Below are 26,093 nucleotides of genomic sequence, written 5' to 3' on the forward strand. Positions count from 1 at the left end.
TGGCCGTAAAAGCCGCTGTTCATCGTCTCCCTCCCCTCGAGGGGGAGGGGCCAAGGGTGAGGTGGGGCCACGGGCTCGATCTCACGACTGAACCAACAACCAAGAGGAGTACCCCAATGGGTGACATCATCATGATCCGAAATATCAGCCATCCCGCTGTGCGTATGACCGCCAACACGCAAGCCAAATCGGATCGATACCGAACCTGATCGCGACCACGCAGTCTGCATCAGGCGCGGCTCAAAAAAGAGCAGAACAAATGTTCAACCGCGTCGTCGACTACTTCGACAATCTCTATTCGCCCACCGCCCTGGCCAAGAACCGCCAGCCGCCGATGGGTCTAAAACCCTTTGTGGGCTATTTTATCGGCCAGTTCCGGGGCGCCTTCGTCCTCCGCATCATCCTCGTCTCCATCGGCTCGATCGCCGATGCGCTGATGCCGGTGTTCGTCGGGCTGGTCGTGGGCATGCTGGCCACCACCAATCCCGGCGAAATCTTCGATCTTCACACCCAGACGCTGCTCTGGATGGTGTTTGTCGTCGTGCTGGTACGCCCGCTGGCCTTCCTCCTGGACACGCTGATCCGCAACCACGGCATCGTGCCCAATCTCGTGGATCTGATCCGCTGGCAGAGCCACTGGCATGTCATCCGGCAGAGCTGGACCTTCTTCCAGAACGACTTTGCCGGTCGCATCGCCAACAAGATCATCCAGGCCGGTGAAGCCATCGAGATCGGGGTGAACCTCACCATCGACGCTGCCTGGTACGCGCTGGTCTTCGTGGTCGTGGCCATTGTCGTGTTGGCCCAGCTCGATCCGGTCCTGCTGGTGCCGATCGGCGTATGGCTGCTGCTCTACGCGATCCTCTTCACCATCACCATGCCGCTCATCGCCCGATATTCCGAGACGCTCTCGGAAGCCAAGTCGGTGATGACGGGCCGGATCGTCGACAGCTACACCAATATCCAGACGCTCAAGACCTTCGCCACCGGCGGGCATGAGGACAAGTATGTGTCCGACAGCGTCATGGACCACGTGATCGAGTTCCGCAAACTCATGCGGGTCTTCACATACATGTGGTCCATCCTGTTCATGCTGAACGCGGCGCTGGTCGTGTCGGTGACCTGGCTGGCCCTGGCGGGCTGGAACAATGGCACGCTGAGTGCGGCGGCGGTGGCGACAGCCATCCCCTTCGCCCTGCAGATCATGAACATGAGCGGCTGGATCCTCGAAATCGGCTCCAACATCTTCCGCCAGGTGGGCACGACCCGGGACTCGATGGATACCATCGCGCAGCCCCTGACCATGCTTGATGCGCCGGAAGCCAAGCCGCTCGCGGTGACCGCTGGCGGGCTCGACTATGACAAGGTCCACTTCAACTACTGGCGCGGCAAGGAGGGCTCGGTCATCGACGACTTCAGCCTCTCCATCGCACCGGGCGAGAAGATCGGCCTTGTCGGACGCTCGGGTTCGGGCAAGTCGACGCTGGTGAACCTGGCCCTGCGCATGTTCGACGTGCAGGAGGGCACCATCCGCATCGACGGACAGGACGTGCGCGATGTCACCCAGGAAAGCCTCAGGGCCGCCATCGGCCTCGTCAGCCAGGATACGTCGCTGCTGCATCGCTCGGTGCGGGAGAACCTCAAATATGGCCGTCACGAAGCGACGGACGAGGAGATGATCCGGGCCGCCGAGCAGGCCAATGTCCATGACGTCATCATGGGTCTCGTCGATCCGCAGGGCCGCCGGGGCTACGACGCCCATGTCGGCGAGCGGGGCGTCAAGCTTTCGGGTGGACAACGCCAGCGCGTCGCCATAGCCCGGGTGCTCCTGAAGAATGCCCCGATCCTGGTGCTCGACGAAGCCACCTCGGCGCTGGATTCCGAAGTCGAGGCAGCGATCCAGGAGCAGTTGACCATGCTGATGGCCGGCAAGACGGTGATCGCCATTGCCCACCGCCTCTCCACCATCGCCGCCATGGATCGCCTGGTAGTGCTGGAAAAGGGACGCATCGTGGAAGAGGGCACCCACGCCCAGCTTCTGGCCTCGGGCGGGCACTATGCCATGCTCTGGGAACGCCAGTCGGGTGGTTTTCTCGACTTGGATGCTGCTCCGGCGGCTTGATACAAGAAGGGCGGGGAAAACTCCGCCCTTTGCCTTAGCTCGCAGCGCGGCCTTCGAGACGCTTGAGGCCGCGCTCGCGCTTGAGGTAATCGGCCACCTGATCGGCCGTCATGGGGCGGCCGAACAGATAGCCCTGCATCACCGAACCGCCCAGCGCCACCAGTGCCCGCAACTGCTCCTCGGTCTCGATGCCCTCGAAGACGCAGGAAATGCCCAGGTTTCGGCAGAGGTCGATCATGGTCTTGACGATGGCGCGGCTGGCCGGATCGTTGTTGACCTCGGCCACGAAGCTGCGGTCGATCTTGATGCGATGCAGCGGCAGTTTCTGCACATGGGTGAGGCTCGAATGGCCGGTGCCGAAATCGTCCAGCGCGATGCGGGCGCCAAGGCCCAGCAGCACCAGCAGCGATTGGTTTGCCTGCTTGAGATCGCGCATGACCGCCGTTTCGGTGATCTCGAAATCGATCCGGGTGGGTGTCGGGCTGGCCCCGACAATGGCGACGATCTTCTCGATGGCCGAGGTCGAGCCGATGTCATTGGCCGACAGATTGACCGATAGGCGGATGCTGCGCGGCAATTGCGCGCCGACGGCGATGGCCTTGCGCAGCACGGCCTGGGTCACCCGGTTCACCTGCCCGGTGCGCTCGGCCATGGGAATGAAGTCCACCGGCGAAACCTCGCCGAGGATCGGGCTGCGCCAGCGCGCCAGCACTTCGAAACCGGTGGTCTCGCCCAACGAGACGTCGAACTGCGGCTGCAGCAGGATGTAGATTTCCTCGTCCAGATCGGCGGTGTGCAGCAGGTGCTCCATATGCCGGGTCTTGCGCAGGTCCTTGAGGTGGCTGTCGTCGAACTCGATGCAGCCGCCGCGTGTGTCGCGCTTGGCGATCCAGGTGGCATAGTCGGCATGGTCGAACAGCGACTCGGCCGTATCGCCGGGGCGGGACGCGGCCATGCCCATCGAGGCGGTGATGCGGACCACCCCGAGCGGCAGGTCGAAGGACGGTCGCAGCGCATCGGTGATAACCTGCGCGCAACGCGGATAGCCGGTCTTGTCGTAGCGCACCTCGGACATGATCAGCGCGAAATTGTCGCCATCGAGCCGAGCGAGGAACGAGCTCCCGCGCTTGACCACGGCGAGGCGCCTGGCCAACTCGGCCAGCACCAGGTCGCCCGTGATCTGGCCGTAGACCTCGTTGACCGAGCGGAAGTTGTCGATGTCGATGCGGGCCACGGTGATCGACTGGCCCTGGGCCTGTGCGGCCTCCAGCCGGGCCACCAGTTCGCGTTCGAAGCTGCGCCGGTTGGGAATGCCGGTCAGGCTGTCGATATTGGCCAGGCGATGGTTTTCCTCGAGCAGGCGCTGCGTTTCCGCCTGACGCTGGGCCATTTCCCCGCGCGAGGCAACGAGGTCCGCGAAGTCCCGGTTATTGCCGAGCAATATGATCAGCAGCGCCGCCACGGCGAGCGCCATGTTGATGGCGATAGCGATCAGCGTGTCCTGTCCCGAGGCCACGAAAAAGGCGGTGAACGGCACTAGCACGCACATGCCTACGGCCAATGCGGCGGTTCGCACATGCATCAGACAGAACATGCAGCCAATGGTGGTAATGCCCATGTAGAAGGCGATCTGCGACTTGAGATAGGCGTCGCCAAAGGGGAAAAGCGCAAAGCTCCAGGCCGTGAAGCCAAGCGCGAGGGCTGCGCCCACCCAGATCATGGATCGCAGGTTCGCGCGCGCCTGATCGGCAGTGGGCAGCCGGTGCCGCTTGATCCACCACAGAGTGGTGCGCAGGATGCTGAGGGCGACCAGCACCGCCGGGACGTATAGGGTAAGTTCGACCGGGGCCACGCCATAATGCGTCCAGGCCAGGATCAGCGAGTTGGAGACCAGCATCGCGTACATCAGCGGCACTTGCCGGCTGAGTGCGCTCCATTGCGCCAACGCCAGTTCGTCTGCGTTGGGTGGTTCGGAGAATATTCCAGTGATGCGTCGCAACACGGACATAAGATAGTCACCTCGTCGCGCAAACCTATTCGCACAAGTCCTAATATTGTGGAAAAGAACCTCTCCGAAATATTGGAGAACGGCTAATGCCGGCCGGATTTCATAGGTCTTGCCGGTCCCCACGCCAGGCAGAGGCACCTCGCCTAAAATCCATTGTAACGTTGCATTGAAATCGATTGCAGGGGCTGGTATTGCCCAGACCGGATCGGCCAGAGCCGATGCCGGAGGAGAGTCGCATGACCGTGGTTGCCCGCAATTCCGCCCTCGACCTGGGTGGCCAGTTTTCCCTGTCGGCGCCGGCGCGCGACATCGCCACCAACATCACCCTGCCGGGCGATGTGCACCATGCCCTCCTCGCCGCCGACCTGATCCCCGATCCCTATTTCGGAGAGAACGAGAAGGTGGTGATGTGGGTCAACGAGACCGCCTGGTCGGTGGAGCGCCGGTTCGATGCCTCCGCATCCGACATCGACGGCTACCTGACGCTGACCCTTGCCGAAGTGGACTGCATCGCCACCATCTTCCTCAATGGCGAAGTGGTGGGCCGCACCGACAACAGCTTCCTGCGCAACGACATCGACGTGACCGGCAAGGTGCGCGACGGCGAGAACACGCTGCGCATCGATTTCGACATTGCCCCTGATGTCGCCAAGGCCCGGGCCGACGCCCATCCGTTCCCCATCCCCTTCACCTACAACTACCAGACCAATGGGTTGAAGGGCATCCACATGAACTTCATCCGCAAGGCCGCCTGCCATGCGGGTTGGGACTGGGGCATCTGCCTCATGCCCATCGGGGTCTATGGCACGATGAGCCTGCGCAAGTCGCGCCTCGCGCGCCAGGAGAGCGTGCAGGTCGACCAGGTTCATGGTGAGACTTCGGTCGAACTCTCGATAAAGACTTGGCTTTTTGCCTTCGCTCACGGCGAGGTTGAACTCGAGCACACGATCGACGGCCAGGTCGTCACCGACAAGGTTTCGGTGCAGAAGGGCGATAACGTCTTCACCCACAACATCACTATCCACAATCCGCGCATCTGGTGGCCGTCGGGGCAGGGCGCCCAGCCGCTCTACGAGCTGGTCACCAATCTCGAAGGCGAAATCACCACCCGCAAGATCGGCCTTCGCGATCTGCAATGGATCATCGAGAGGGACGAGATCGACCACTCCTTCAAGTGCCGGGTCAATGGCCGCGACATCACCATGATGGGCGCCAACTGGATCCCGGCCGATGCCATCCCGACGCGCGTCACCCCTGAAGTCATCCGCGACCTGCTGGAAAGCGCCAGGGCGGCCAACATGAACATGCTGCGCATCTGGGGCGGCGGTCAGTACGAGCCGGACTGGTTCTACGACCTTTGCGACGAGCTTGGCATCCTTATCTGGCACGACTTCATGTTCTCCTGCATGAGCTATCCGTCGGACCGGAAATTTCTCGCCTCGGTGGAAGCCGAAATCACCCAGCAGGTGCGCCGCCTCAGCCACCACGCCTCGATCGCCCTCTGGTGCGGCGACAACGAGGTCATCGGTTCGCTCAACTGGTATCCTGAGACCAAGGCCGATCCGGGTCGGTACCTCGCCAACTACGACCGCCTCAATTCGCTGCTGCACCGCATCGTCGAGGACGAGGACCCTGTCCGCCGCTTCTGGCCGTCTTCGCCGTCGCTCGGCTATCTCGATTTTTCCGATGGCTGGCATTCGGACACCCGCGGCGACCTCCACTATTGGGACGTGTGGCACTCGGCCAAGAGCTTTGACGCCTACCGCTCGATCAATCCGCGCTTTGCCTCGGAGTTCGGCTTCCAGAGCTTCACCTCGATGAATGTCATCGAGACATTCTCCGAGCCCAAGGACCGCAACCCGTCCTCGCCGGTGATGGAAAATCACCAGCGCAACAATGGCGGCAATGCGCGCATCATCGAGACGATGAACCGCTACTTCCGCTTCCCGCGAGATTTCGACCAGATGGTCTTCCTGAGCCAGATCCAGCAGGGCCTCGCCATCAAGACGGCCATCGAATACTGGCGCTCCACCAAGCCGCGCTGCATGGGCACGCTTTATTGGCAGATCAACGACATCTGGCCGGTCGCCTCGTGGTCGAGCCTCGACTATGGCGGGCAGTGGAAGCTGATGCACTACATGGCGCGCCGCTTCTACAATCTCGTCAATCTCGTGGCCGTCCCCAACAAGGACAATACAGAGATCGCCCTCCGCGCCATCAACGACACCGGCAAGCCTGTGTCGGTCGCGCTGGAGGTCCTCGCCGTCAAGGTGACGGGTGAGAGCCGCGTGGTCTTCTCGGGCAACAGCGCCGTTGGCGCCGATGCTGCCATCACCGTCCATACGCTGCCTGTGTCGGGTCTGGAAGCAGACGAGTTCCTGTACTTCACCTGGAAGGATGCTCAGGGCAACGTCTTGGGCGCCAACGACTATTTCCCCAAACCCTACAAGGCTTACGAGCTGCCCGGCGCGTCTATCAACGCCACCTGGAGCGATCGCGACGGCTCGGCCGTGCTGACGCTCGAAAGCAGCACCCCCGCCTTCTTCGCCACCGCCACGGTCGATCTGCCCGGCTATTTTTCCGACAACGCCGTGACCCTGCTACCGGGCAAGCCGGTTGAGCTGACGTTCATTCCCCGTCACGGTGCGGCTGTGACGTCGGAGGACCTGGCGGGGTCACTCAAGGTGAGGCACCTGGCTGAGACGTTTTGATCCTTTTCCTCTCCCCATTGGGAAGAGGGTGGATCGGCCGAAGGCCGAGACGGGTGAGGGGAGGGGTGCAGCTACCCAAGGCCGCCTTCAGATCGCCGCTCTGGCTCCCCCCTCATCCGGCGCTGCGCGCCACCTTCTCCCCGATGCGGAGAAGAAAGACCCCCTCCCTTGATCCCTCCCCACAAGGGGGAGGGAGACGATGAACACAGGCGCAGCAGCCAGCGCCTCCCTCCCCTTGATGGGGAGGGACTGAGGGTGGGGTGGCGACACACGCAGGTGTTCGCACCCATCCCTTCCATACATGCCCGGTTGACTTACCCACCCCGGTCCGTCATCGGTGAACCAGCCGCGTCTTCTGCGGCCGGAAGTGTTCATGACCACCGTCTCCCCCATCGAAAGCCGCGCCAATCTGGGCATCATGCTGGTGCTGGCGTCGCAACTGGTGCTGCTTGTGCTCGATATTTCGGCCAAGTGGCTGTCGGTGGAAGGCCTGCCGACCAGCGAAATCGTCTTCGTTCGCTACGGCATGCATCTGGTGCTTCTGCTGCTGCTGTTCCTGCCGGTCAGCGGCCAGGACTTGTTCCGCACCAACAATCTGAAGCTCGAAATCCTGCGCGGCGCCTGCCTGCTGATCACGACGGGCCTCAATTTCCTCGCCATGAAATTCCTGCCGCTGACCGTCACCAGCGCCATCCAGTTCACCTCGCCGCTGATGATCTGCGCCATGTCCGGGCCGCTCCTCGGCGAAAAGGTCGGCTGGCGGCGCTGGCTGGCCATCGGCGTGGGCTTCTGCGGCATCCTGGTCATCGTGCGGCCGGGCACGGAGGCCTTCCAGCCGGCAGCGCTGCTGAGCCTGGGCTGTGCCTTCTTCCTCGCGCTGTTCTCGATCCTGACGCGAAAGCTGGCTGGCGTCGACACGGCCCAGACCCAGCAATTCTATGCCGGCGCCACCCCGGTCATCCTGCTCCTGCCCATTGCTTTTACCGATTGGACCTGGCCCAGCCTGCCCATTTCCTGGGTGGCCTTCTTCATCATGGGCGCCGCGGGTCTGGGTGGCCACTATCTCAATTCAGTCGCGCATCGCTTCGCGAGCCCCGCGACCCTGGCGCCGTTCAGCTATCTCAGCCTCATTTATCTTTCGATCGCGAGCTGGCTGATCTTCAACCAGCCGCCCGACCAGTGGTTCATCCTTGGTGTCTGCATCATCGTCGCCAGCGGCCTCTATATCTGGCTGCGCGAACGCATGCTGGCCAAGGCCAACACGGCGGTTGAGGTCATCGAGCGCTAAGACTGACGCCGGCAGGCGTTGGAAAGCTGATGGTCCCCCCATCGTCACCACCCGACTTGATCGGGTGGTCCATGCCATTGCGAGATGGATTGCCCGGTCAAGCCGGGCAATGATGAAGGGGAGGGGTTCCAGCCACGATGGCTAGTTATCGTTCACCTCTTCCAGCGGCCGCGTTTTCGTCGCGTCGCCATGGGTGATGAGGCGGGAGCTGCGCTGGCCGGTGAGGTAGATCCAGAGCCAGCTCATGGTGATGAAGATGCGCGTCCGGGTTTCCACCAGGAAATAGATATGGGCGAGGCCCCACACCCACCAGGCGAACCAGCCCTTGAGCTTGATCCATCCAAAGTCGATCACTGCCGAGCTCTTGCCGATGGTCGCGAGATCCCCGTCATGCTTGTAGGCGAAGGGGAGGGGTGTGGTATCGCCACCGATCCGGCGCTGGATGAGGCGGGCGACATGCCGGCCCATCTGCTTGGCAGCGGGCGCGACGCCGGGCACCGGCTTGCCATTGTCCCTGACAGCGCTGGCGGCGTCGCCGATCACGAAGACATCGGGCAATCCGGGCGCCGATAGGTCCGGCTCCACCTTGATGCGTCCGGCGCGGTCGCCTTCGATTCCCAGCCACTTCGCCACCGGGGAAGCTGCGACACCCGCCGCCCAGATGACGGTGCGCGTCGCGACATGTCGATCGCCATAGGTGACGCCTTCCGCGTCCACGGCGCTGACCGGCTTGCCCAGCTCCACACCGACCCCCATACGCTTGAGCGCATCCAGCGTATAAGCCGAGAGTTCGGAATAGAAATTGGGCAGCACCCGCTTGCCGCCTTCGATCAGCACGACGCGCAGGTCATCGGGCGAGAGCGTGTTGAACTGGCCGCGAATGCTGGCGCGGCCGAGTTCGACAATGGCGCCGGCCATTTCAACGCCGGTCGGGCCGCCGCCGATAATGGCAAAGGTCAGCAGCGCCCGCCGCCGCTCGGCATCGGTCTCGCGTTCGGCAGCCTCGAGCGCCAGCAGCAGCTTGCGGCGGATGGCCGTCGCGTCCTCCACGGTCTTGAGGCCGGGGGCATGTTCTTCCCATTCGTCATGGCCGAAATAGGCGTGCTGCGCGCCCGTGGCGAGGACCAGCGTATCGTAGGGCTGGCGCGCGCCGTCTTCCAGCAGCACCGCCCTGGCCGCCTTGTCCACGCCCACCACCGTGCCCATCAGCACGCGCACATTGGCCTGTCGGCGCAAGAGGTGGCGGATCGGCCAGGCGACTTCGGACGGCGACAGGGCGGCAGTTGCCACCTGGTAGAGCAGGGGCTGGAACAGGTGATGGTTGCGCCGGTCGATCAGCGTGATTTCGACATCGGCGCGGGCCAGCGCCTTGGCAGTCGCGAGACCGCCAAAACCCCCTCCGATGATGACGACGCGATGCTTGTGCAATGCCATGGCGATCTCCTGTGGGCGACCGCCGTGCCGGACCTGGGTCAGCCTGCCGTGCGCTGCCGCCACCGCTCGACATAGGTGTCGAAACCGCTGGCGGTCAGGGGCGATAGTGCATGGCTGCCAGCCGCTTGCGCAAGACTGCCGCCGAAAAGCAGGCTCGCGCCGAGGCTGGTGCCGGTGGCATCGCCAGACGCAAAGACCGGCACGCCGCTCAGCGCCGCCAGCGCCTCGCCGAACAGCCGGTTGCGGGCGAGCGGACCCTCGAGCGTAATGGACTTGCCCAGCCCGCAAAGATCGAGGCAGGCCCGCGCCATCAGCGCCAGGTAAAGCGAAGCGGCGGCGGTGCGCTGGCCGGGCGTCAGCGTGAATTCATCTACGGTCCAACGGCCCTTCTGTCCGCCGAACGGGCCGACGCCGGGCGCGAAGCTGGGCAGCGCCTGCACGTCATTGGCGATCACATGGGCAATGTCGGCGGGGGTCGGCTCGGCGATCTCGGGCACCAGCGTGTCGAATTCGCGCCCGCCCATGAAGCGCGCCGTCGGCACCGGCCGGCCATGGGCATCGACATTGGCGAGGCTGTCGCGTTCCGCGTCGAGCGCGCCCGTATGCCCGCCCACCGTCATCAGGATCGACCAGGTGCCGGTCGAGATGATGGTGAACGGCGCTTCCAGCGCGCCCAGATGCGGCAAGAGCGAGGCGTTGGAATCGTGGATGCCGGTGGTGACCGGCGTCGTCACCGGCAAGCCGGTAGCCTCCGCAACCGCAGGCAGCAGCGTGCCGATCACCGAGGCGGCGGGCTTTACCGGCGGGAACAGCTTGCGCCAGTTCTGGCCATCGACGAGACTCGAAAAGTCGCCTTTGTCCGGGGCCCAGAGATCGGTGTGGCAGCCGAGCGAGGTGACTTCGCTGGCCAGGACGCCGGTGAGCCGCCAGGCCCAGTATTGCGCATAGGCGACGATGGCGCTGACCTGCGCGAAATCCTCAGGAAAAGCGCGCGATTGCCAGAACACCTGCGCACCCCAGTTGAGTCCGTTGGGCAGCCGCGGCGACAGGGTTTCGGCAAATGGCGGGCGAACACGGGCATAGGCCTCGTCGGCCGCATCCGGCGCATCGCTTTCATAGTCGAGAACGGGCAGGACCAGGCCCTGGTCCGACAGCAACGCGCCGGTCGCGCCATGCGTGGTGATGGAAATGCCCTCGATGCCATGCTCGGCATGGATGTCGCGCAGTGCAGCGGTGATGAAATCCCAGAGCATGTCGACATCGGCATGCGGGTAGGGGCCGTCGTGGCGCACCTTGTTTGGCGTGGTCCGCACCGCCACCTGCCCCCGCGTCGTGCTGTCGATCAGCACCACCTTGGCATTGGTCTTGCCGATGTCGATGACGGCTATTCTGCGGGGCGGCGTCGGGGTCATGCTGGGCTCTGGTGCAGGGAAGTCACGGGCGTGTAGCCCATTTTCCCGCCCTGCGCCAGAACTGACATGTTAGTCTATTTCACCACCAGCACCGGGACCTGCGCATGCGCCAGCACTTCCGAGGCCTGGCTACCCAGCAGCAGGCGCCCGAGTCCCCTGCGGCCGTGCGAGCCCATGACCACGAGATTGGCGCCAATCTCGGTGGCGGCCTTGAGTATGCCTTCGGCGGCGGGGCTGTTGGTCACATGCATGCCGCGAATGGCGATGCCGGAGGCCTCGGCCACGGCGGTGGCTTCCGCCAGGATGCCCTTGGCGCTCTCGGCCTTGGCGGCATCGAGGTCGGTGATGAGCGAAGTCGTGTCGACCATCATCATTTCCGACCCCGGCGCGAGCACGACGGAGGTTTCCGTGACGGTGACGGCGGTGATGCGGCTGCCGGTCTTGACCGCCAGTTCGACGGCATAGCGAAGCGCCTTGATGCTGAGCTCAGACCCATCGATGGCGCAGATGATGTTGGAAAACATGGCGAACTCCTTTGACGCTTGAATTGTTTGCCACTCTGGGACAACGCGCTGCCGCGCGCTTTGATCCAGATCAGACTTCCGTGTGGTGGCCCACATGGCCTTCCTCGCGCCCTCGTTCCGGTTTATTGCAAGCGCATCACACGCTGGAGCAGACGAGTTTGACGCAGGCCGAGATCCACGACGCGACACCACTGGAGCGCGCGCGCCGCTTTTCGGTGGCGCCGATGATCGACTGGACGGATCGGCATTGTCGCACGCTGCACCGGCTGCTGACGCGCAATGCGCTGTTGTTCACCGAGATGATCACCACGGGCGCCATCATCCATGGCGGCGCCGAACGCCATCTCGCCTTTGGCGCGCATGAGGGCCTCGTGGCGCTGCAGCTCGGCGGGTCTGACCCGAGCGAATTGGCCGAGGCCATCCGTATCGCCGAGCCCTATGGCTATGCCGAGTTCAACCTCAATGTCGGCTGCCCGTCGGATCGGGTCCAGTCCGGCCGCTTCGGCGCCTGCCTGATGGCCGAGCCCGATCTGGTCGCCGATTGCGTGCGCGCCATGCGCGATGCCACCGATCGTCCTGTGACCGTCAAATGCCGCATCGGCATCGACGATCAGGACACCGAGCAAAGCCTCGACCGCTTCGCCGACGCCATGGTCGGGGCCGGGGTCGATGCGCTCTATGTGCACGCCCGCAAGGCGTGGCTGCAGGGGCTGTCCCCCAAGGAAAACCGCACCATACCGCCGCTCGACTATCCGCGCGTGCATCGCCTCGCCAGGCACCTCGCGCCGCTGCCGACCATGATCAATGGCGGCATCGAGACGCTTGAGCAGGCCGAAGGCCATCTCGAGCACATGAAGGGGGTCATGCTCGGCCGCGCCGCCTATCACAATCCCATGCTGCTGGCCGAAGTCGATGCGCGCATCTTCGGCGACGTTCACGCGGTTCCGGACCTGTCCGAGGTCATGCAGGCCATGGCCGGCTATGCCGAGGCCGAACGCGGACGGGGAACAAAGCTCAACAATATCGCCCGCCACATGCTGGGCCTCTGCAATGGCCGTCCCGGCGCCCGGCAGTTCCGCCAGATCATGAGCGTCGACGCCTGCCGCCCCGGCGCCGGTCCGGAAGTGTTCATGCGGGCCCTGGCGGCGGTGGAACAGCGGGCCATGGCCGAGGCCGACTGAGCTTGCCGGGCGGGCAATCGCCCGACCTTGGCCCTTGGCTGAGCACTTGCCATCCACACCGCTGTGCCGCTCCCGGACTTGATCCGAGAGCCATTCGCAACTGTCGCGACCGCAGGGAGTGGTCCTGGGGTCAAGGCCGATGGCGGAACCACGAACGAGCGCGACAGGCGGTTGCCCGGAACCAGCCTCTCACCCACGAGTTTCGCTTCCCCAAAAACTTGTTTCGTTTGGCTTCGCTTTTGTTTCGTTCATCGGTATAGTGCGATGGCGATTGACCGTCAGACAGAGCAAACGAACGGTCTTTGGGGAGCATTTGACATGATCAAGAACGCGCGCCTGTTCCATCTGGGATGGGTGATTATCCTTGTCGGCGCCTTGCTGGCGCATTTCATCCAGACATCGGGCGGCGTTTCGATCCGCGACATCCGCTTCAACGGCACCAATGGGCAGGTGCTGAGCGGTCTGCTCTATGTGCCGCCGGAGGTGACGGCCGAAAACAAGGCGCCGGCGATTCTCGCCGTGCATGGCTATATCAACAGCCGAGAAACCCAGGCTGGCTTCGCCATCGAATATGCCCGCCGCGGCTATGTGGTGCTGGCGCTCGACCAGTCGGGCCACGGCTATTCGGATGCGCCGGCCTTTGCCAATGGTTTTGGCGGCCCGGCCGCGCTGGCCTATCTGCGCAGCCTCGATCTCGTCGATGTCGACAATATCGGTCTCGAAGGCCATTCCATGGGCGGCTGGACCGTTCTGGCCGCTGCCGCCACCATGCCCGACGCCTACAAGGCCGTGGTGCTGGAAGGCTCGAGCACCGGCGCACCCTTTGCGCAGGAAGGCTCGACCGAATGGCCGCGCAACCTCGCGGTGGTGTTTTCCAAGTACGACGAATTCTCGCAGTTGATGTGGGGTGTAGATCGGGCCCAGGACACGCCCTCGAGCCCCAAACTGCAGTCCGTGTTCGGCGCGACGGAGGCAGTGGTGCCCGGCCAGGTCTATGGCGACATCGCCGCTGGCACGGCCCGTGTGCTGCAGATGCCCAATACGACTCATCCGGGCGACCATATCTCGCCCGAAGCCATCGGCTATTCCATCGACTGGTTCGCCCAGACGCTGGACGGCGCCGAGCCCATCCCTTCCAGCGACCAGATATGGCTGTGGAAGGAAATCGGCACGCTGATCGCCCTGGTCGGTTTCGTGGTTCTGCTGGCCGGCACGTTTGAGCTGCTTCTTGGGACCCAGGCTTTTGCGCGGCTGCGCAAGGCGCCATCGGGGGCCGCCTACGCCGCGCGCAACGGCAAATGGTGGCTGACCTTTGCCATCAGCGCCTTCGTACCGGTCCTTACGTACTTCCTGTTCCTTGGCTGGGGTGCCCAGCTGCTGCCCGGCTCGGCGCTGCTGCCCCAGACCATTACCAGCCAGATCGCCTTCTGGGCGGTGCTGAACGGCCTCATCGTCTTCGCCCTGGGCTTCGTGCTGCGGGGTCAGAGGGTAGAGGCGCGGGGCGACGTGCTCGGTTCGCTGCTGATTGCGCTGGCCACCGTGGGCATCGGCTATCTCTTCGTCCTTGCGGCGGCGTTCCTCTTCACCGTGGATTTCCGCTTCTGGGTCGTGGCGCTGAAACCGCTGAGCCTGGTGCAGGCCAAGATCGCCCTTGTCTATCTGGTGCCCTTCACCCTGTTCTTCGTGCTGGCCCTGCGTGGCCTTCACACCGGATTGTCGGTGGCGGGGGACAGCCGCTTCACGCAGTATCTCAGCAATATCGCTGCGCTGGCGCTGGGTTTCCTGGTGTTCCTCGTCATCGAGTACGGCAACCTGCTCATCGCGGGACACCTCTTCATGTTCAGCGATCCGCTGATGACGGTGGTGGCGATCCAGTTCCTGCCGCTCATGGCCATTATCGCGTTCCTCTCCACCTTCACCTACCGGCGGACAGGCAGCTACCTGCCCGGCGCATTCATCAATGCGCTGTTCGTCACCTGGTACATCGTGGCAGGGCAGGCAACGCAGTTCCCGGTCAGCTGATTTCCGGTGCTCGAAACATCAGGGCCGGTCGAAAGACCGGCCCTTCTGCTTAATCCACCAGTTCCAGCGAATTGGCGGTGACGCTGTAGCGCGTCAGCGTTTCGAGAAAAGTCATGCCCAAGAGGCTCTGGTCCAGCGCTTCGGCTTCCGTGACGAAGGCGGTGAGGTTGCGGCGGACGATGCCGCCCACTTCGATGGAATCGAGCCGGGTACGGGCGGCAAGACCCTGGCCATTGGCGGTGGCGACCGGCACCGTGTAGCGCAGGCCTGCGACATCGATGCCCGCCTCGCGCGCGTCGGCTACGGTCAGCACCACGGCGCTGGCCCCGGTGTCGAAGATCATCGGCGTCGTATGGCCGTTGATGGTGGCGTTGACCTCGAAATGCCCGTTGGCCCCGCGCCGGAACGTTGCCGTGCCGGCCTCGCCGTCGACCACTGCTACCCCCGGCTGGAATTCGCCGGCCACCCGGCTGACGACGCCGAGCAACTCGTCCCGATAGGCATAGGTCACCATGGCCGCGGCGAACAGCCCGCCCCAGAGAAACAGGCCGCCGATCAGCTCGGACGCTTTGTGCCGCCGGGTGAAAAGACCGCCGGCAAAGATGATGAGCAGGATCAGCATCGGCACCAGTTGCGCCGTCTGCATCTGGGTCAAGCCGAGGAGGCTCCCGGCATCGGCGCTGATCAGCAGCACCAGGCCCGCAGCGATGAGAAGCGCAATGCCGATGAAAATCATGGTGTTGTCGTCCGCTTGCCCATGCTTGGGATTAAGGAAGTCGCGGCGGCTATTTCAAGGCCGTTACGCAAAGATCAGGAGGACGGTGAGGGCGGCAATCTCGCCCAGACCCGCCGCCGCGCCAATCAGATCGCCGGTCTGTCCGCCGACCAGCCGGCGGCACAGCGCCGTCCAGCCCAGGGCGACGAGGGCCACGGCGACCAGCGCGAAAATGACGCCGAAAAGGCTCGATGCGGGCGCGCCGATGACAAAGACCAGCAGGGTGGCAAAAACGGCGCCGACCGCAAATTGCGATACCGGCAGCGTGCCGGCGCTGGCGGAGGCGCCGTCGGCGCGGGCAGGGGGCAGGGCCACCGCAACCCAGAGCGCCCCCGAACGTCCGGCAATATTCGCCGCCAGCCAAAGCCCGGCTGCCGCCAGCGGATTGGCCAGCGCCACGCTCCCGAGCGCCGTCACGCGCAGGACCAGAAGCAGACACAGCGCCGCGACCCCATAGGTGCCGTGGCGGCTATCCCTGAGGATTTCGAGCCGCCGCTCGGGCGTCGTGCCGCCGAAGAGGCCATCGCCCGCATCGGCAAGGCTGTCCTCCATCATGCCGCCGCCCACCAGCACCATGGCGGCGACGCTGAGCGCCGCCGCGAAATAGGCCGGCAGCCCGAGCCAGACACCGCCGAGCAGCAGCAGCAGGGGCAGTACGCCCATGATCACCGCCGCCAGCGGCAGGGCCATGGCGATGCGTCCGAGGTCCGGGCGTTCATGCGGCGCGTCGCCGGCAGGCAACCGCGAGAAAAAGCGCAGCGCCATGACGAGGTCGTCCTTGAGACCTAGCCCGGAACGCCGCGGATCGGGGCGATAGCTGTCGCGGCTCTCGGCTTCGATCGTGTCGTCTGGCCGGCTCTCGCGTGCCCCGTCCGTCAATTGCTTTTCGCTCCGTAATGGGCAACAAGGTCGCGCCCCTCCCTACCATAGCATGTCGGATTTGCCATGCCTGCCTTGAACCCTGCCTATGCCGATATTGTCGAACTTCTGGTCGCCGTGCCCGAGGGGGATGACGCCGCCGTCGCGGCCGTACGCCAGCGCGATGCGCAATTGACCAAGCCGCCCGGCTCGCTGGGCAAGCTCGAGGAACTGGTGGAGTTTCTGGCCCGCTGGCAGCACCGCGCCAAGCCGCGCCTTGCCAACCCCATGGTCACCATCTTTGCCGGCAACCATGGCGTCACCGCGCAGGGCGTCTCGAGCTTCCCGCAGGAGGTGACAGCGCAGATGGTCGCCAACTTTACCAATGGCGGGGCTGCCATCTCGCAGATCTGCGCGCTGCATGAAATCAACCTGCGCGTGTTCGAACTGGCGCTGGAATTGCCCACCGGCGACATCACCCGGGAAGCGGCTTTGGACGACCAGATGTGCGCCGCGACCATCGCCTATGGCATGGAAGCCGTGGCCGGGAAGCCCGACCTCATCTGCCTGGGGGAAATGGGCATCGGCAACACCACGGTCGCCGCCGCCATCAATGCCGCGCTCTATGGCGGCACCGGCGCCGACTGGGTCGGCCGTGGCACCGGGGTCGATGATGCGGGCCTTGCGCGCAAGGCCGATGCGGTGGATCGTGCGCTGGCACTCCATGCCGGCGCGCTCGATCATCCGCTGTCCATCCTCGCCCGCCTCGGCGGCCGCGAGATCTGTGCCATGCTCGGCGCCCTGGTGGCCGCGCGCCACCAGAAGGTCCCCGTCATCATCGATGGCTATGTGGCGACGACCGCAGCCGCCATTGCCCACGCCATCAATCCGGCCTCCATCAATCATTGCCTTTTCGGCCACGTCTCCGCAGAGACCGCCCATGGCAAGGCGCTGGCAAAGATGGGGCAGGTGGGCCTGCTCGATCTCGGTCTGCGGCTGGGCGAAGGCAGCGGCGCGGCGCTGGCCGCCGTCATGGCCAAGACGGCCCTTCACCTCCACGACAACATGGCGACCTTCGACAGCGCCGGCGTCAGCGGCAAGGCGGACTGAGCGCCGATATCAGTCGCCGGCCGCCGGCGCAGGGGTCGGGGTCGGAGCCTGGGGCGGGGGCGCGCTGCGGCCACCAAAGCCATTCGGCCCGGGCACCACGGCCAGGAGATCGACCTTCATGTTCTGCCGGAAGCGCAGGATGGCCGAGGCCGAGAGCTTGTTGAGCGCATCGACATCGCGCTGCGCCACGGCCGTATTGAGCGCGGCGTGCTCGACCAGAAAATCGAGGATATAGCCCTCGGCCATTTCCTGCCGCTGCTGGTCGCTGAGCTTGTGAAAGCTGGGCTCGCTGGCAAAGGCGATGCGCAACTGGCGCTGCACCGGCGCGGAATCGATCTGCGCCGTATAGGCGCCATTGGCCGCCACCCAGTTGAGGATCCAGTAGGCGGTGAGGGCGTCGACCACGTTGTTGGCTTCGAGGCCATCCTTGGCCACGAGCTCGAGCCAAATCTCCACCGGTGGCCGCTCGGCAAAGGCATCGGCGAGGCTGTCGCGTGCCGCCGCACCGGCTGACCAACGAATGCGATCGAGGAATTCGCGCTGCACCCGCGCCGAGATCGACGGCGACGGCCGATAGCTGGTGTCGAAGTTTTCCTGGGCCGGCGTGGGGACGGGGGCCGTCTGGCTCGGTGCCGGGGCCGGAGCGGCCTCCTGGGCGCTGATGGCCGGCGGTGCAGTCAAAAGGGCAAGGACGACGAGGACGGCTTTATTGGTCATGGCGACTCCAGTGCGCCGATCCTCGTCTATAAAGAGGCCAAATTTCGGCGTGATGCGATCAGCCGGCTTCCGAATAGATTTCGAGACGGTTGCGCTTTTCCACCACCGGCGCCAGCGCATCCATGACGCGGGCGCGCGGGAAAGTGGCGATGACTTCGGTGCCGAAGCGCAACTTGGAGAAGAGATCGAAGCGGCCCTGATGCAGGTCCATGATCTTCTGCACGATCGGCAGGCCGAGGCCTGCGCCTTGTTCGGCCGTCTTCTGCGCCAGCGAGCCCTGGCCGAAGGACGAGAGCACCGTCTCGATTTCGTTTTCGGGAATGCCCGGACCGTTGTCCTTGACCGAAATGAGCTGTCCGCCATCGGCGCTGCGCTGCACCACCAGCACGACCTTGCCCTGCTGCGGCGTGAACTTGATGGCGTTGGAGAGAAGGTTCAGCACCACCTGGCGGATGGCACGCTCGTCGCCCCAGAGGCGCGGAAGGTTGTCGCCGACGCTGAACACCAGGTCGATGCCCTTGGACTTGGCGCGCAACTCCATCATGCGGCGACAGTCGGCGGCGATGTCGACCAGCGACACCACTTCCTCGTTGAGTTCGTACTTGCCGGCCTCGATGCGGCTGAGATCAAGCAGCTCGTTGATGAGGTTCAAGAGGTGCTGGCCGCTCGAATGGATGTCCCCGGCATATTCCTTGTATTGCGGCACCTGGTGCGGACCGAGCAGTTCCGATTTCAGCACTTCGGAAAAGCCGATAATGGCGTTGAGCGGCGTACGCAGCTCGTGGCTCATCGTGGCGAGGAACTGCGATTTGGCGATATTGGCCTGCTCGGCATGGCGGCGGGCCTCGTCGGACATGTTGCGCGCTTCCTCGAGCTCATAGATCAGCGTGTCCTTCTCGGCCTGGTGCGAGATGGTTTCGAGCTCGGAGGAATGAAGCTGACGGGCCAGGAACAGGAAGAAGATTTCGCCGCAGACGGCCACGGCGGCCAGGGTGAAGTTCAGCGTGCCGCCCAGCGCCACCAGCGCGATCGACACGGTGATCGTCACCGGCAGCGTGCTCATCAGCGTTGCCGGGGGCAGGGTATGGGTCGCCACTGCGTTGGCGGCGATGGTCACCAGCACCATGGCGAACATGACGGGCGCCAGGGCTTCCGGGTCGGTGACCAAGGTGAAGAGGGCCAGCAGCGACAGCGCCAGGCCGCCAACGCTTTCAGCGGCGACAAAGCGCGTGGTCCAGCGGGCGGCGTTGAACTTTGCCGGGTCTGCAGCCTTGAAGCGTCGCGCGGTCAACACCACGATCAACAGGCTGGCGATGACGAGGCCGGCCCAGAGTGCGGTGACCATGATCGGCACCCAGAGCGCGGCGACTGATGCGAGAATGCAGACGATGGCCGCCATGGGCAGGGCCGCGCCGATGCGGCTATCAGCATAGTCATGCATGAGTTCGAAGTCGAAATCGGCGCGCGTGCCCGAGCTGGACGTCAGCCGCTGGCGGGCCTCGAGCACGGTCTTCTGCGCTGCGCGCTTGCCGTCGCGCGGACGGGTATCGGCATCGGGAACCGGCATGGACGACACTTACTCATTACACAAGGACGCAAGCATAAAACGCGCTCGCCACAACAGGGATCGACCCTAAGGCGGGCGTGGTTAACAGCCGGTGAAATCCGACCGGGCGGAAGAGGCCCGACGAGGACGTAGGGGCTGGCGGCGCGGGCCCGGCATGGTTAAGATTGACTTGCGGCGGGACGCAAATTCTCGTGAGCAATTTTATTGCGTAACTTTGGACGATATGGCACTGCTGCTGTCGTCGGGCGCGCCGAAATGCGCCCAAGTTAAAATCTGATTTCATCCGACTTCATGAGACCGCAATGGCGCTGGACAAGATCGACCGCAAGATTCTGACGCTCCTGCAAAAGGATGCGACCATGCCGGTGGCCGAAATCGGCCGCAAGGTGGGCCTCAGCACCACGCCCTGCTGGCGGCGCATCCAGAAGATGGAAGAGGATGGGGTGATCCAGCGCCGCGTTGCCGTGCTCGATCCGGCCAAGGTCAATGTCGGCGTCACCGTCTTCGTCTCGGTCAAGACCAACGAGCACAACGATGCCTGGATGCGCAAATTCGCCGGCGTGGTGGACGAGTTTCCCGAAGTGGTGGAATTCTACCGCATGAGCGGTGATGTCGATTACCTGATGCGCGTCGTCGTGCCCGATATCGGAGCCTATGACGCTTTCTACAAACGGCTGATCGGCAAGATCAACCTGACCGATGTCAGCTCGGCCTTTGCCATGGGCCAGATCAAGTACACAACGGCGCTGCCGCTCGATTTTGCGATCGTCGTCGACGACGACAAATAGGCCCGCGAAAGCCGGGGAGGGTTCTCGGATGCTGCTCGGGTTCGAACATGTGGGGATGACGGTGCGCGACATGGATCGCGCCATCGGCTTTTATTGCGGCCTGCTCGGCCTGCGCCTCGCGCTGCGCAAGTCCTCTGCCGGCGGTGAAATGGGTTTTTTCGATGCCGGTGGCGGCATGCTGGAAGTGTCCGCCCCGGTGCCCCCGGCGACCGAACGCTCCCGCGATGTGCCGCGTGGCGAGGCCGGCATGCGGCACCTGACCTTCGCCTTCGACGATGTCGACGGCATGATCGAGACGCTGGAGGCCGCCGGTGTCGAGATCGTCGAGCGCCCGCGCAATGCCATCCACCGCGAAATGATCCGCCGGGTTGCCTTTGTGCGCGATCCCGACGGCATTCTCGTGGAGCTGATCGAACGGGCGCCGGGCCGCTAGCGCTGCGTCGTGCCGATCGACGGACCGCCCAGGCTGTCGCCCGGCCGCGCGCTGTTTTCCTCGAGCCACTGGGCAATGTGGGCGGCCACTTCCTCCCAGCCCGGCTCCCCGCAGATATAGTGGCTGCGACCCGGGAACGCGCGATGGCTCACCATGCCGACGCTGTCTTCATAAGCCTCGGCATTCTTCTCGACCAGATGCGCCGGGATGATCTGGTCTTCCTCTGCGCCGATCAGCAACAGCGGCCCATGCTCGCGGTCTAAGTCGACATGGCCATCCGGCCCGAGGCAACTGCGCAGCACATTGCGGCTGTCATGGGTGGCGAACTGCTCGAAGGCGGCAGCCGCTTCGGCCTCGCTCAGTGTATTGGCAAAGGCCGCGTGGAAGGTCTTGGCGTCAATCTCCACCGGTTCATTGCCCTTGAGCGGGTTGGCGATCGTGGCGCTGTTCTTGATGAAGCCCCAGTCGAGATCGACCATGGCATTGGGTGCCACCGGGCTGATCGCAACGGCACTGCCGGCAAGGCCGCGATTGAGCATGATCTGGGCGACCAGCCCGCCCACCGAATGGCCGATGACGACAGGAGCGTCGAGGCCGAGCAGCACCTGCTCGACGCTGGCGAGAACGCCCTTGAGATCCAGTTCACCCAGCCCATCAGGCGGATTGGCCCGCAGCGCCGCCGGTTCGCCCTCGTGGAGCGGCCAGGCCGGCGCGAGGCACTCATAGCCACGCTCCTCGAAATAAGAGAGCCACTTTCCCCAGCTCTTGGGGTTCTGAAACATGCCATGCACGAAAACGATCTGTCGCATTGTCCGGACTTTCTATTGATGTCCGGGTGGCAACGGCTGCGGAATCGGCGCGTTCCTTCACGCTTTTGCGGCAAGCCTGATGTCGGCGCACCGTTGCACAGTCCAGCGCATCATATCCCCGTCCCCGTCACGCATCGCGTCGTGGAGGGTCTGGAGCCCGATCCGCAACTGATAGGTCAGCAGCGTATCACGCTCCCTCAGCCGCTCCGGTTGGTGGATCTCGAAATAACGGCATTGCTGCTCCATGCAGTCGAGCCAAGGGCGCCAGAACAACAGGTTGGCGAGGTCATAGAGCGGGTCGCCCAACATCGCCTCGGACCAGTCGATCACCCCGGTGACGCGCCCGTCACCGACCAGCACGTTGTTGGAGCCGAAATCGCCGTGCACGAGCTGCCTCCGGTCGGGCAGCGCGTGCGCCATGCGCTCGGCGTCAGATACGACCTGCGCGGCAAATGCCTGGTCTGCTTCGGCCAGTCCCTCCCAGGTCCACCGGCTGACATCGGCGATGAAATCCGGCCAGGTCGAAAAGCATCCGTTCCCGTCGGCGCCCAACGGTCCTGCGCCCGTGCCGTTCACGGGAGTCGCCGCCATTGCGTCCATGACCCCGCCCAACGCCTCGCCATAGGCAAAAGCGCCGCCACGCGGCAGTGCTTGCAATGTCATTCCGGGGAGGCGCGCGGAAACGCAAAGCCACGCCTCGGTGCCGAGACGGGCTATCTGGACCACCTCGGGCACCGGCACGGCCGAACTGAAAAACTGCGCGAAAGCCAGACGGTCCTTCTCGAACCCCGCGGCCGAGGCATTGATCCGGACCACGTAGCCGGTATTCCCCGCCTGGAAAGCGAAGGCACGGGAGTCTTCACCCTCGTTCAGCGCTTCGAGCGGTGACATGTCTGGGAAGGTGGCGCGCAACAGCGCCCACAGGGCCGTCGGGTCGACCGGCGGCTTAGCCACCCGTGACGCTCATATGCCGCGCCACCGCCGGAGTGGTGTGTGTCCGGTCGAGAATGAAGTCGTGCCCCTTGGGCTTGATGCGCATGGCGTGGTCGAGCGCCGCGTCGAGCCCTTCGGCGCCGCCGTCGCGCCACGCGTCGCGCAGGTTGACCTGGTCGTCCTGCCCCAGGCACAGGAACAACTGGCCGGTCGCGGTCAGCCGCACGCGATTGCAGCTTTCGCAGAAATTGTGGCTCATCGGGGTGATGAAGCCCAGCGTGCCACCGGTTTCGGCCACATGTACATAGCGGGCAGGGCCGCCGGTCCGCTTGTCGAGCGGTGTGAAGCTGTAGCGTCGCGACAGCTTTTCGTGCAGTTCGCGCAGCGGCAGGTAACTGTCGACCCGGTCCATGCCGACCTCGCCCAGTGGCATGCCCTCGATCAGGGTCAGGCCCATGCCCTGGGCGTGGGCCCAGTCCATCATCGGCTCGATCTCGTCGTCATTGACGCCGCGCATCGCCACCATGTTGATCTTGATGGCAAGGCCCGCCGCCTGCGCCGCCGCGATGCCTGACAGCACCTGGTCCAGCCTGCCGCGCCGGGTGATCTCGGCAAAGCGGCCGGCATCGAGCGTATCGAGCGACACATTGATCCGCCGCACGCCGGCAGCATGGAGGCCCTCGGCATATTTGCCCAACTGGCTGCCATTGGTGGTGATGGTCAGTTCATCCAGCCCGTTGCCGATGCGGCGCCCCAGGCTTTCCACCAGCCTCATTATGTCCCGCCGCACCAGCGGCTCGCCGCCGGTCAGCCGGATCTTGGTCGTGCCACGGGCGATGAAGGCGCCGGCAATGGCCTCCACTTCCTCAAAGCTCAGGACATCCTTCTTGGGAAGGAAGGTCATGTCCTCGGCCATGCAATAGACGCAGCGGAAGTCGCAGCGGTCGGTCACCGAAATGCGCAGGTAGGACACGCGCCGGCCGAAGCCGTCGATCAGGTGGCGCTGGGGAGAGGTCGAACCAGTCATGGGCGTAATCTAGTCGTCAAACAGCCCAGCGAAAAGCGCCGGAAATGAAAAGGGCCGCCAAATCGGCGACCCATGTTCACGCTAGGACCAAGTCTGTCAGGTCAGGCTGAGCCGAAAATGGCTGGCTTCGAGAACCGGACCGGAGCGTACATCCGTACGTGAGGACCGGAAGCTGGCCGTTTGCAGGCCAGCATCACCTGACAGGCGAAGGTCTTAGTGGTTGACGATGATCCGGGCGCCGACCTGGACGCGTTCGTAGAGGTCGGTGATGTCGTCATTGGTCAGGCGGATACAGCCCGAGGAGACGGCCTGGCCGATGGACCAAGGCTCGGACGTGCCGTGCACGCGGTAAAGGGTCGAGCCGATGTAAAGGGCACGGGCGCCGAGCGGATTGTCCGGGCCGCCGGGCATGTAGGCCGGCAGGTCGGGCACGCGCTTGCGCATGGCCGGGGGTGGGGTCCAGCCGGGCCACTCGGCCTTGCGGGTGATGCGATGGGTGCCGGACCAGGTGAAGCCGTCACGGCCGACGCCGATGCCATACTTCAGGGCCTTGCCGTCTTCGAGCACCAGGTACAGGCGACGCTCGCCGGTCTCGATGATGATGGTGCCGGGACGCTGGTCGGTTTCATAGTCGACGACCTGCTTCTTGATCGGGCTGCCACCGCGGTTCACGGCGGAGGCGCGTTCTTCGAACTGATTGGTATCGGGATTATACCAGATTGCGGCGCTCGCCGGCGCGACTACACTTGCCGCGAGCAGGATCGACAGGGCGATCGCAAATGCAGTCTTGATGATGCTCATCTTCACTTGGCCTCTGAATGCGCCGGCAATTGATTCGTGCCCGCGACGTTGCGCTCTTTACTTGGAATGCGAAAAGTCAGGAAGTGCCGCGCCTTCTTTCCGCCCCAACTGCCGTATCATCGCCTTATTGTGTTGCCAGCCGGTTACACTTGCGAGTCACCAAACCGTGAACAGGGCGGCGTCATCGGCTTGACGCGGCGTTTTGCGCCTGCCACACCCCGGCAACGTCAAGAGGAGCAGAGCCATGAGTGAGGCGCTCAAGCGCGAGGCCGCCGCCCGGGCCGTTGCCGAGATCACCTCGGGCATGAAGGTCGGGCTGGGCACGGGTTCGACCGCCCGGCATTTCGTGGAGCTGTTGGGCGAGCGTGTCGCTGCCGGCCTCGACATTGTCGGCGTGCCCACTTCGGAAGTCACGGCCCGCCAGGCGCGCGAATGCGGCATACCGCTTTCCGATCTCGACACGCTCGAGCGGCTGGACATCACCGTCGATGGTGCCGACGAGCTCGATGCCGATCTCAATCTCATCAAGGGTGGCGGCGGTGCACTGCTGCGCGAAAAGATCGTCGCTGCGGCCTCCGGCGCCATGATCGTCATTGCCGATGGCTCCAAGGTCGTCGACACGCTGGGCCGTTTCCCGCTGCCCATCGAGGTCAATCGCTTCGGTCTCGGGGCCACCCGGCGCGCCATTGCCGATATCATGGCAGCCCATTCCGCCGAAGGCGCGCTGAAGCTGCGCGAGGCGGCGGCCGGCGAGGCCTTCCAGACCGATGGCGGGCATCTCATCCTCGATGCTTTTTTTGGCCGCATTTCGCGGCCAGAAGCGCTGTCGGCTGAGCTTTTGGACATTCCTGGCGTCGTCCAGCATGGACTGTTCCTCAAAATGTGCCGCAAGGCTTATGTGGCGACGCCAAATGGCGTAGAAACTCTTCTCAAGGGCAACTGATCAGGTTGGAACGGGACACGATGGCTAACTGGAATATTCGTAACTTCGCGCGCAGCCTTGGTTTTGCAGCGCTTGCGGCCATGGTGGCCGTTGCTCCTGCGGCTGCGCAGGAAGTCGCGCCCGAGCAGCTGGCCATGGCCCGCAAGTATATCGACCTGACGGACCGTGGCGCCATCTTCGAGACCACCGTGGTCGAGCTGGGCATCGACACCATGCGCCAGATCGTCACCCAAAATCCGGAAATCCAGGACCAGACCAACACCGCCATCGGCGAGGTCATCAAGGAATATAACGGCCGCAAGGGCGAGCTGCTCGACCAGTTCGCGCGCGTCTACGCCATCTATTTCACGCTCGAAGAGCTGACCGAGATCGTCGCCTTCTATGAATCGCCCACCGGCCAGAAGCTGGCCCAGGCCAATTCCGATCTCAATGCCGATATCCGGCGCGTGCTGCAGGTCTACACCAACAACCTGCGCACCGAGTTCTTCGCCAAGGTGCGCGCCGAACTGCGCGAGCAGGGTATCGAACTCTGATCCGTTTGGACTGACGACCATTGACCCCGCCTTGTGCGGGGTCTTTTTTTGGTGCTAAGCCGACACCATATTCATCGGCATTAGACGATGAATACGA

The 26,093-nt window shown here is 64.2% G+C and carries 22 protein-coding genes; 10 read left to right on the forward strand and 12 right to left on the reverse strand.

Features of this window, described 5'->3' with window-relative positions; translation table 11 throughout:
* The first annotated feature begins 259 nt into the window (after positions 1 to 259).
* Entirely contained in the window at positions 260 to 2,122 is a 1,863-nt protein-coding gene (locus JEQ47_RS10690) for an ABC transporter ATP-binding protein (protein ID WP_198876386.1), read from the forward strand.
* Positions 2,123 to 2,156: 34 nt separating this feature from the next.
* Here the strand turns inward: JEQ47_RS10690 and JEQ47_RS10695 are convergent, their stop codons facing one another.
* Positions 2,157 to 4,130, reverse strand: coding sequence for a putative bifunctional diguanylate cyclase/phosphodiesterase (locus JEQ47_RS10695; protein ID WP_198876387.1), 1,974 nt, complete (start codon positions 4,128 to 4,130; stop codon positions 2,157 to 2,159).
* A gap of 236 nt (positions 4,131 to 4,366) precedes the next feature.
* Here JEQ47_RS10695 and JEQ47_RS10700 point away from each other — a divergent pair, with 236 nt between their 5' ends.
* Entirely contained in the window at positions 4,367 to 6,841 is a 2,475-nt protein-coding gene (locus tag JEQ47_RS10700; protein ID WP_198876388.1) for a beta-mannosidase, read from the forward strand.
* A gap of 373 nt (positions 6,842 to 7,214) precedes the next feature.
* Complete coding sequence (locus tag JEQ47_RS10705) at positions 7,215 to 8,129, forward strand: DMT family transporter (protein ID WP_198876389.1); 915 nt, start codon at positions 7,215 to 7,217, stop codon at positions 8,127 to 8,129.
* Between the two features lie 141 nt (positions 8,130 to 8,270).
* Here the strand turns inward: JEQ47_RS10705 and JEQ47_RS10710 are convergent, their stop codons facing one another.
* The 3 genes from JEQ47_RS10710 to JEQ47_RS10720 form a co-directional block, all read right to left on the reverse strand.
* Positions 8,271 to 9,563 carry an NAD(P)/FAD-dependent oxidoreductase gene (locus tag JEQ47_RS10710; RefSeq protein WP_407931779.1) on the reverse strand — a complete coding sequence of 431 codons (1,293 nt, stop codon included), beginning with the start codon at positions 9,561 to 9,563 and terminating at the stop codon, positions 8,271 to 8,273.
* Positions 9,564 to 9,601: 38 nt separating this feature from the next.
* A complete protein-coding gene (locus JEQ47_RS10715; RefSeq protein ID WP_198876390.1) occupies positions 9,602 to 10,975 on the reverse strand; it encodes an FGGY-family carbohydrate kinase in 1,374 nt (457 codons plus the stop codon).
* A gap of 74 nt (positions 10,976 to 11,049) precedes the next feature.
* Positions 11,050 to 11,499 (reverse strand): universal stress protein, encoded by a 450-nt coding sequence (locus tag JEQ47_RS10720; RefSeq protein ID WP_198876391.1) that lies wholly within the window; start codon positions 11,497 to 11,499, stop codon positions 11,050 to 11,052.
* Positions 11,500 to 11,657: 158 nt separating this feature from the next.
* On the opposite strand from JEQ47_RS10720, the gene dusA reads away from it, so the two are divergent.
* Positions 11,658 to 12,680: a tRNA dihydrouridine(20/20a) synthase DusA gene (dusA, locus tag JEQ47_RS10725; protein ID WP_268905729.1), complete on the forward strand. Its 1,023-nt coding sequence runs from the start codon at positions 11,658 to 11,660 to the stop codon at positions 12,678 to 12,680.
* Between the two features lie 318 nt (positions 12,681 to 12,998).
* A complete protein-coding gene (locus JEQ47_RS10730) occupies positions 12,999 to 14,702 on the forward strand; it encodes an alpha/beta hydrolase family protein (protein ID WP_236020780.1) in 1,704 nt (567 codons plus the stop codon).
* 49 nt (positions 14,703 to 14,751) lie between these two features.
* Here JEQ47_RS10730 and JEQ47_RS10735 read toward each other — a convergent pair whose 3' ends face one another.
* Both JEQ47_RS10735 and JEQ47_RS10740 read right to left on the reverse strand, forming a co-directional pair.
* A complete protein-coding gene (locus tag JEQ47_RS10735) occupies positions 14,752 to 15,438 on the reverse strand; it encodes a retropepsin-like aspartic protease family protein (RefSeq protein ID WP_198876392.1) in 687 nt (228 codons plus the stop codon).
* A 63-nt stretch (positions 15,439 to 15,501) separates the two neighbouring features.
* The gene (locus tag JEQ47_RS10740) at positions 15,502 to 16,356 is read right to left on the reverse strand and encodes an adenosylcobinamide-GDP ribazoletransferase (protein WP_198876393.1); all 855 of its coding nucleotides are present in this window, start codon (positions 16,354 to 16,356) and stop codon (positions 15,502 to 15,504) included.
* A 66-nt stretch (positions 16,357 to 16,422) separates the two neighbouring features.
* On the opposite strand from JEQ47_RS10740, the gene cobT reads away from it, so the two are divergent.
* Positions 16,423 to 17,445, forward strand: coding sequence for a nicotinate-nucleotide--dimethylbenzimidazole phosphoribosyltransferase (gene cobT / locus JEQ47_RS10745; protein ID WP_198876394.1), 1,023 nt, complete (start codon positions 16,423 to 16,425; stop codon positions 17,443 to 17,445).
* A 9-nt stretch (positions 17,446 to 17,454) separates the two neighbouring features.
* Here the strand turns inward: cobT and JEQ47_RS10750 are convergent, their stop codons facing one another.
* Positions 17,455 to 18,162 (reverse strand): DUF6683 family protein, encoded by a 708-nt coding sequence (locus JEQ47_RS10750; RefSeq protein WP_198876395.1) that lies wholly within the window; start codon positions 18,160 to 18,162, stop codon positions 17,455 to 17,457.
* 58 nt (positions 18,163 to 18,220) lie between these two features.
* Entirely contained in the window at positions 18,221 to 19,729 is a 1,509-nt protein-coding gene (locus JEQ47_RS10755; protein ID WP_198876396.1) for a sensor histidine kinase, read from the reverse strand.
* 308 nt (positions 19,730 to 20,037) lie between these two features.
* Here JEQ47_RS10755 and JEQ47_RS10760 point away from each other — a divergent pair, with 308 nt between their 5' ends.
* Together JEQ47_RS10760 and JEQ47_RS10765 are read left to right on the forward strand one after the other, a co-directional pair.
* Positions 20,038 to 20,517 (forward strand): Lrp/AsnC family transcriptional regulator, encoded by a 480-nt coding sequence (locus JEQ47_RS10760; RefSeq protein ID WP_198876862.1) that lies wholly within the window; start codon positions 20,038 to 20,040, stop codon positions 20,515 to 20,517.
* Between the two features lie 28 nt (positions 20,518 to 20,545).
* Complete coding sequence (locus JEQ47_RS10765; RefSeq protein WP_198876397.1) at positions 20,546 to 20,950, forward strand: VOC family protein; 405 nt, start codon at positions 20,546 to 20,548, stop codon at positions 20,948 to 20,950.
* Here JEQ47_RS10765 and JEQ47_RS10770 read toward each other — a convergent pair.
* The 4 genes from JEQ47_RS10770 to JEQ47_RS10785 form a co-directional block, all read right to left on the reverse strand.
* On the reverse strand, positions 20,947 to 21,759 hold the full coding sequence (locus tag JEQ47_RS10770) for an alpha/beta hydrolase (protein WP_198876398.1): 813 nt from the start codon (positions 21,757 to 21,759) through the stop codon (positions 20,947 to 20,949). The genes JEQ47_RS10765 and JEQ47_RS10770 overlap by 4 nt on opposite strands.
* Positions 21,760 to 21,816: 57 nt before the next feature.
* Positions 21,817 to 22,713, reverse strand: coding sequence for an aminoglycoside phosphotransferase family protein (locus JEQ47_RS10775; RefSeq protein ID WP_198876399.1), 897 nt, complete (start codon positions 22,711 to 22,713; stop codon positions 21,817 to 21,819).
* Positions 22,706 to 23,719 carry a GTP 3',8-cyclase MoaA gene (gene moaA / locus JEQ47_RS10780; RefSeq protein WP_198876400.1) on the reverse strand — a complete coding sequence of 338 codons (1,014 nt, stop codon included), beginning with the start codon at positions 23,717 to 23,719 and terminating at the stop codon, positions 22,706 to 22,708. The genes JEQ47_RS10775 and moaA overlap by 8 nt, the downstream gene beginning before the upstream one ends.
* Before the next feature lie 213 nt (positions 23,720 to 23,932).
* Positions 23,933 to 24,520, reverse strand: a complete 588-nt coding sequence (locus JEQ47_RS10785; protein ID WP_198876401.1) for a L,D-transpeptidase — start codon at positions 24,518 to 24,520, stop codon at positions 23,933 to 23,935.
* A gap of 244 nt (positions 24,521 to 24,764) precedes the next feature.
* On the opposite strand from JEQ47_RS10785, the gene rpiA reads away from it, so the two are divergent.
* On the forward strand, positions 24,765 to 25,463 hold the full coding sequence (gene rpiA / locus JEQ47_RS10790) for a ribose-5-phosphate isomerase RpiA (protein WP_198876402.1): 699 nt from the start codon (positions 24,765 to 24,767) through the stop codon (positions 25,461 to 25,463).
* 20 nt (positions 25,464 to 25,483) lie between these two features.
* Positions 25,484 to 25,996, forward strand: a complete 513-nt coding sequence (locus tag JEQ47_RS10795) for a DUF2059 domain-containing protein (RefSeq protein ID WP_198876403.1) — start codon at positions 25,484 to 25,486, stop codon at positions 25,994 to 25,996.
* The last annotated feature ends 97 nt before the right edge of the window (positions 25,997 to 26,093 follow it).

Source organism: Devosia sediminis, assembly GCF_016411825.1.
Lineage (GTDB): Bacteria > Pseudomonadota > Alphaproteobacteria > Rhizobiales > Devosiaceae > Devosia > Devosia sediminis.

Bases quoted from the DNA above. Each gene is read 5' to 3' on its own strand.
- JEQ47_RS10730 (WP_236020780.1), top strand. From the start codon at position 12,999: ATGATCAAGAACGCGCGCCTGTTCCATCTGGGATGGGTGATTATCCTT.
- cobT (WP_198876394.1), top strand. From the start codon at position 16,423: ATGCCTGCCTTGAACCCTGCCTATGCCGATATTGTCGAACTTCTGGTC.
- JEQ47_RS10705 (WP_198876389.1), top strand. From the start codon at position 7,215: ATGACCACCGTCTCCCCCATCGAAAGCCGCGCCAATCTGGGCATCATG.
- JEQ47_RS10715 (WP_198876390.1), bottom strand. From the start codon at position 10,975: ATGACCCCGACGCCGCCCCGCAGAATAGCCGTCATCGACATCGGCAAG.
- moaA (WP_198876400.1), bottom strand. From the start codon at position 23,719: ATGACTGGTTCGACCTCTCCCCAGCGCCACCTGATCGACGGCTTCGGC.
- JEQ47_RS10750 (WP_198876395.1), bottom strand. From the start codon at position 18,162: ATGACCAATAAAGCCGTCCTCGTCGTCCTTGCCCTTTTGACTGCACCG.
- JEQ47_RS10765 (WP_198876397.1), top strand. From the start codon at position 20,546: ATGCTGCTCGGGTTCGAACATGTGGGGATGACGGTGCGCGACATGGAT.
- JEQ47_RS10735 (WP_198876392.1), bottom strand. From the start codon at position 15,438: ATGATTTTCATCGGCATTGCGCTTCTCATCGCTGCGGGCCTGGTGCTG.
- JEQ47_RS10690 (WP_198876386.1), top strand. From the start codon at position 260: ATGTTCAACCGCGTCGTCGACTACTTCGACAATCTCTATTCGCCCACC.
- JEQ47_RS10695 (WP_198876387.1), bottom strand. From the start codon at position 4,130: ATGTCCGTGTTGCGACGCATCACTGGAATATTCTCCGAACCACCCAAC.
- JEQ47_RS10785 (WP_198876401.1), bottom strand. From the start codon at position 24,520: ATGAGCATCATCAAGACTGCATTTGCGATCGCCCTGTCGATCCTGCTC.
- rpiA (WP_198876402.1), top strand. From the start codon at position 24,765: ATGAGTGAGGCGCTCAAGCGCGAGGCCGCCGCCCGGGCCGTTGCCGAG.
- JEQ47_RS10720 (WP_198876391.1), bottom strand. From the start codon at position 11,499: ATGTTTTCCAACATCATCTGCGCCATCGATGGGTCTGAGCTCAGCATC.
- JEQ47_RS10770 (WP_198876398.1), bottom strand. From the start codon at position 21,759: ATGCGACAGATCGTTTTCGTGCATGGCATGTTTCAGAACCCCAAGAGC.
- JEQ47_RS10710 (WP_407931779.1), bottom strand. From the start codon at position 9,563: ATGGCATTGCACAAGCATCGCGTCGTCATCATCGGAGGGGGTTTTGGC.
- JEQ47_RS10795 (WP_198876403.1), top strand. From the start codon at position 25,484: ATGGCTAACTGGAATATTCGTAACTTCGCGCGCAGCCTTGGTTTTGCA.
- JEQ47_RS10755 (WP_198876396.1), bottom strand. From the start codon at position 19,729: ATGCCGGTTCCCGATGCCGATACCCGTCCGCGCGACGGCAAGCGCGCA.
- JEQ47_RS10700 (WP_198876388.1), top strand. From the start codon at position 4,367: ATGACCGTGGTTGCCCGCAATTCCGCCCTCGACCTGGGTGGCCAGTTT.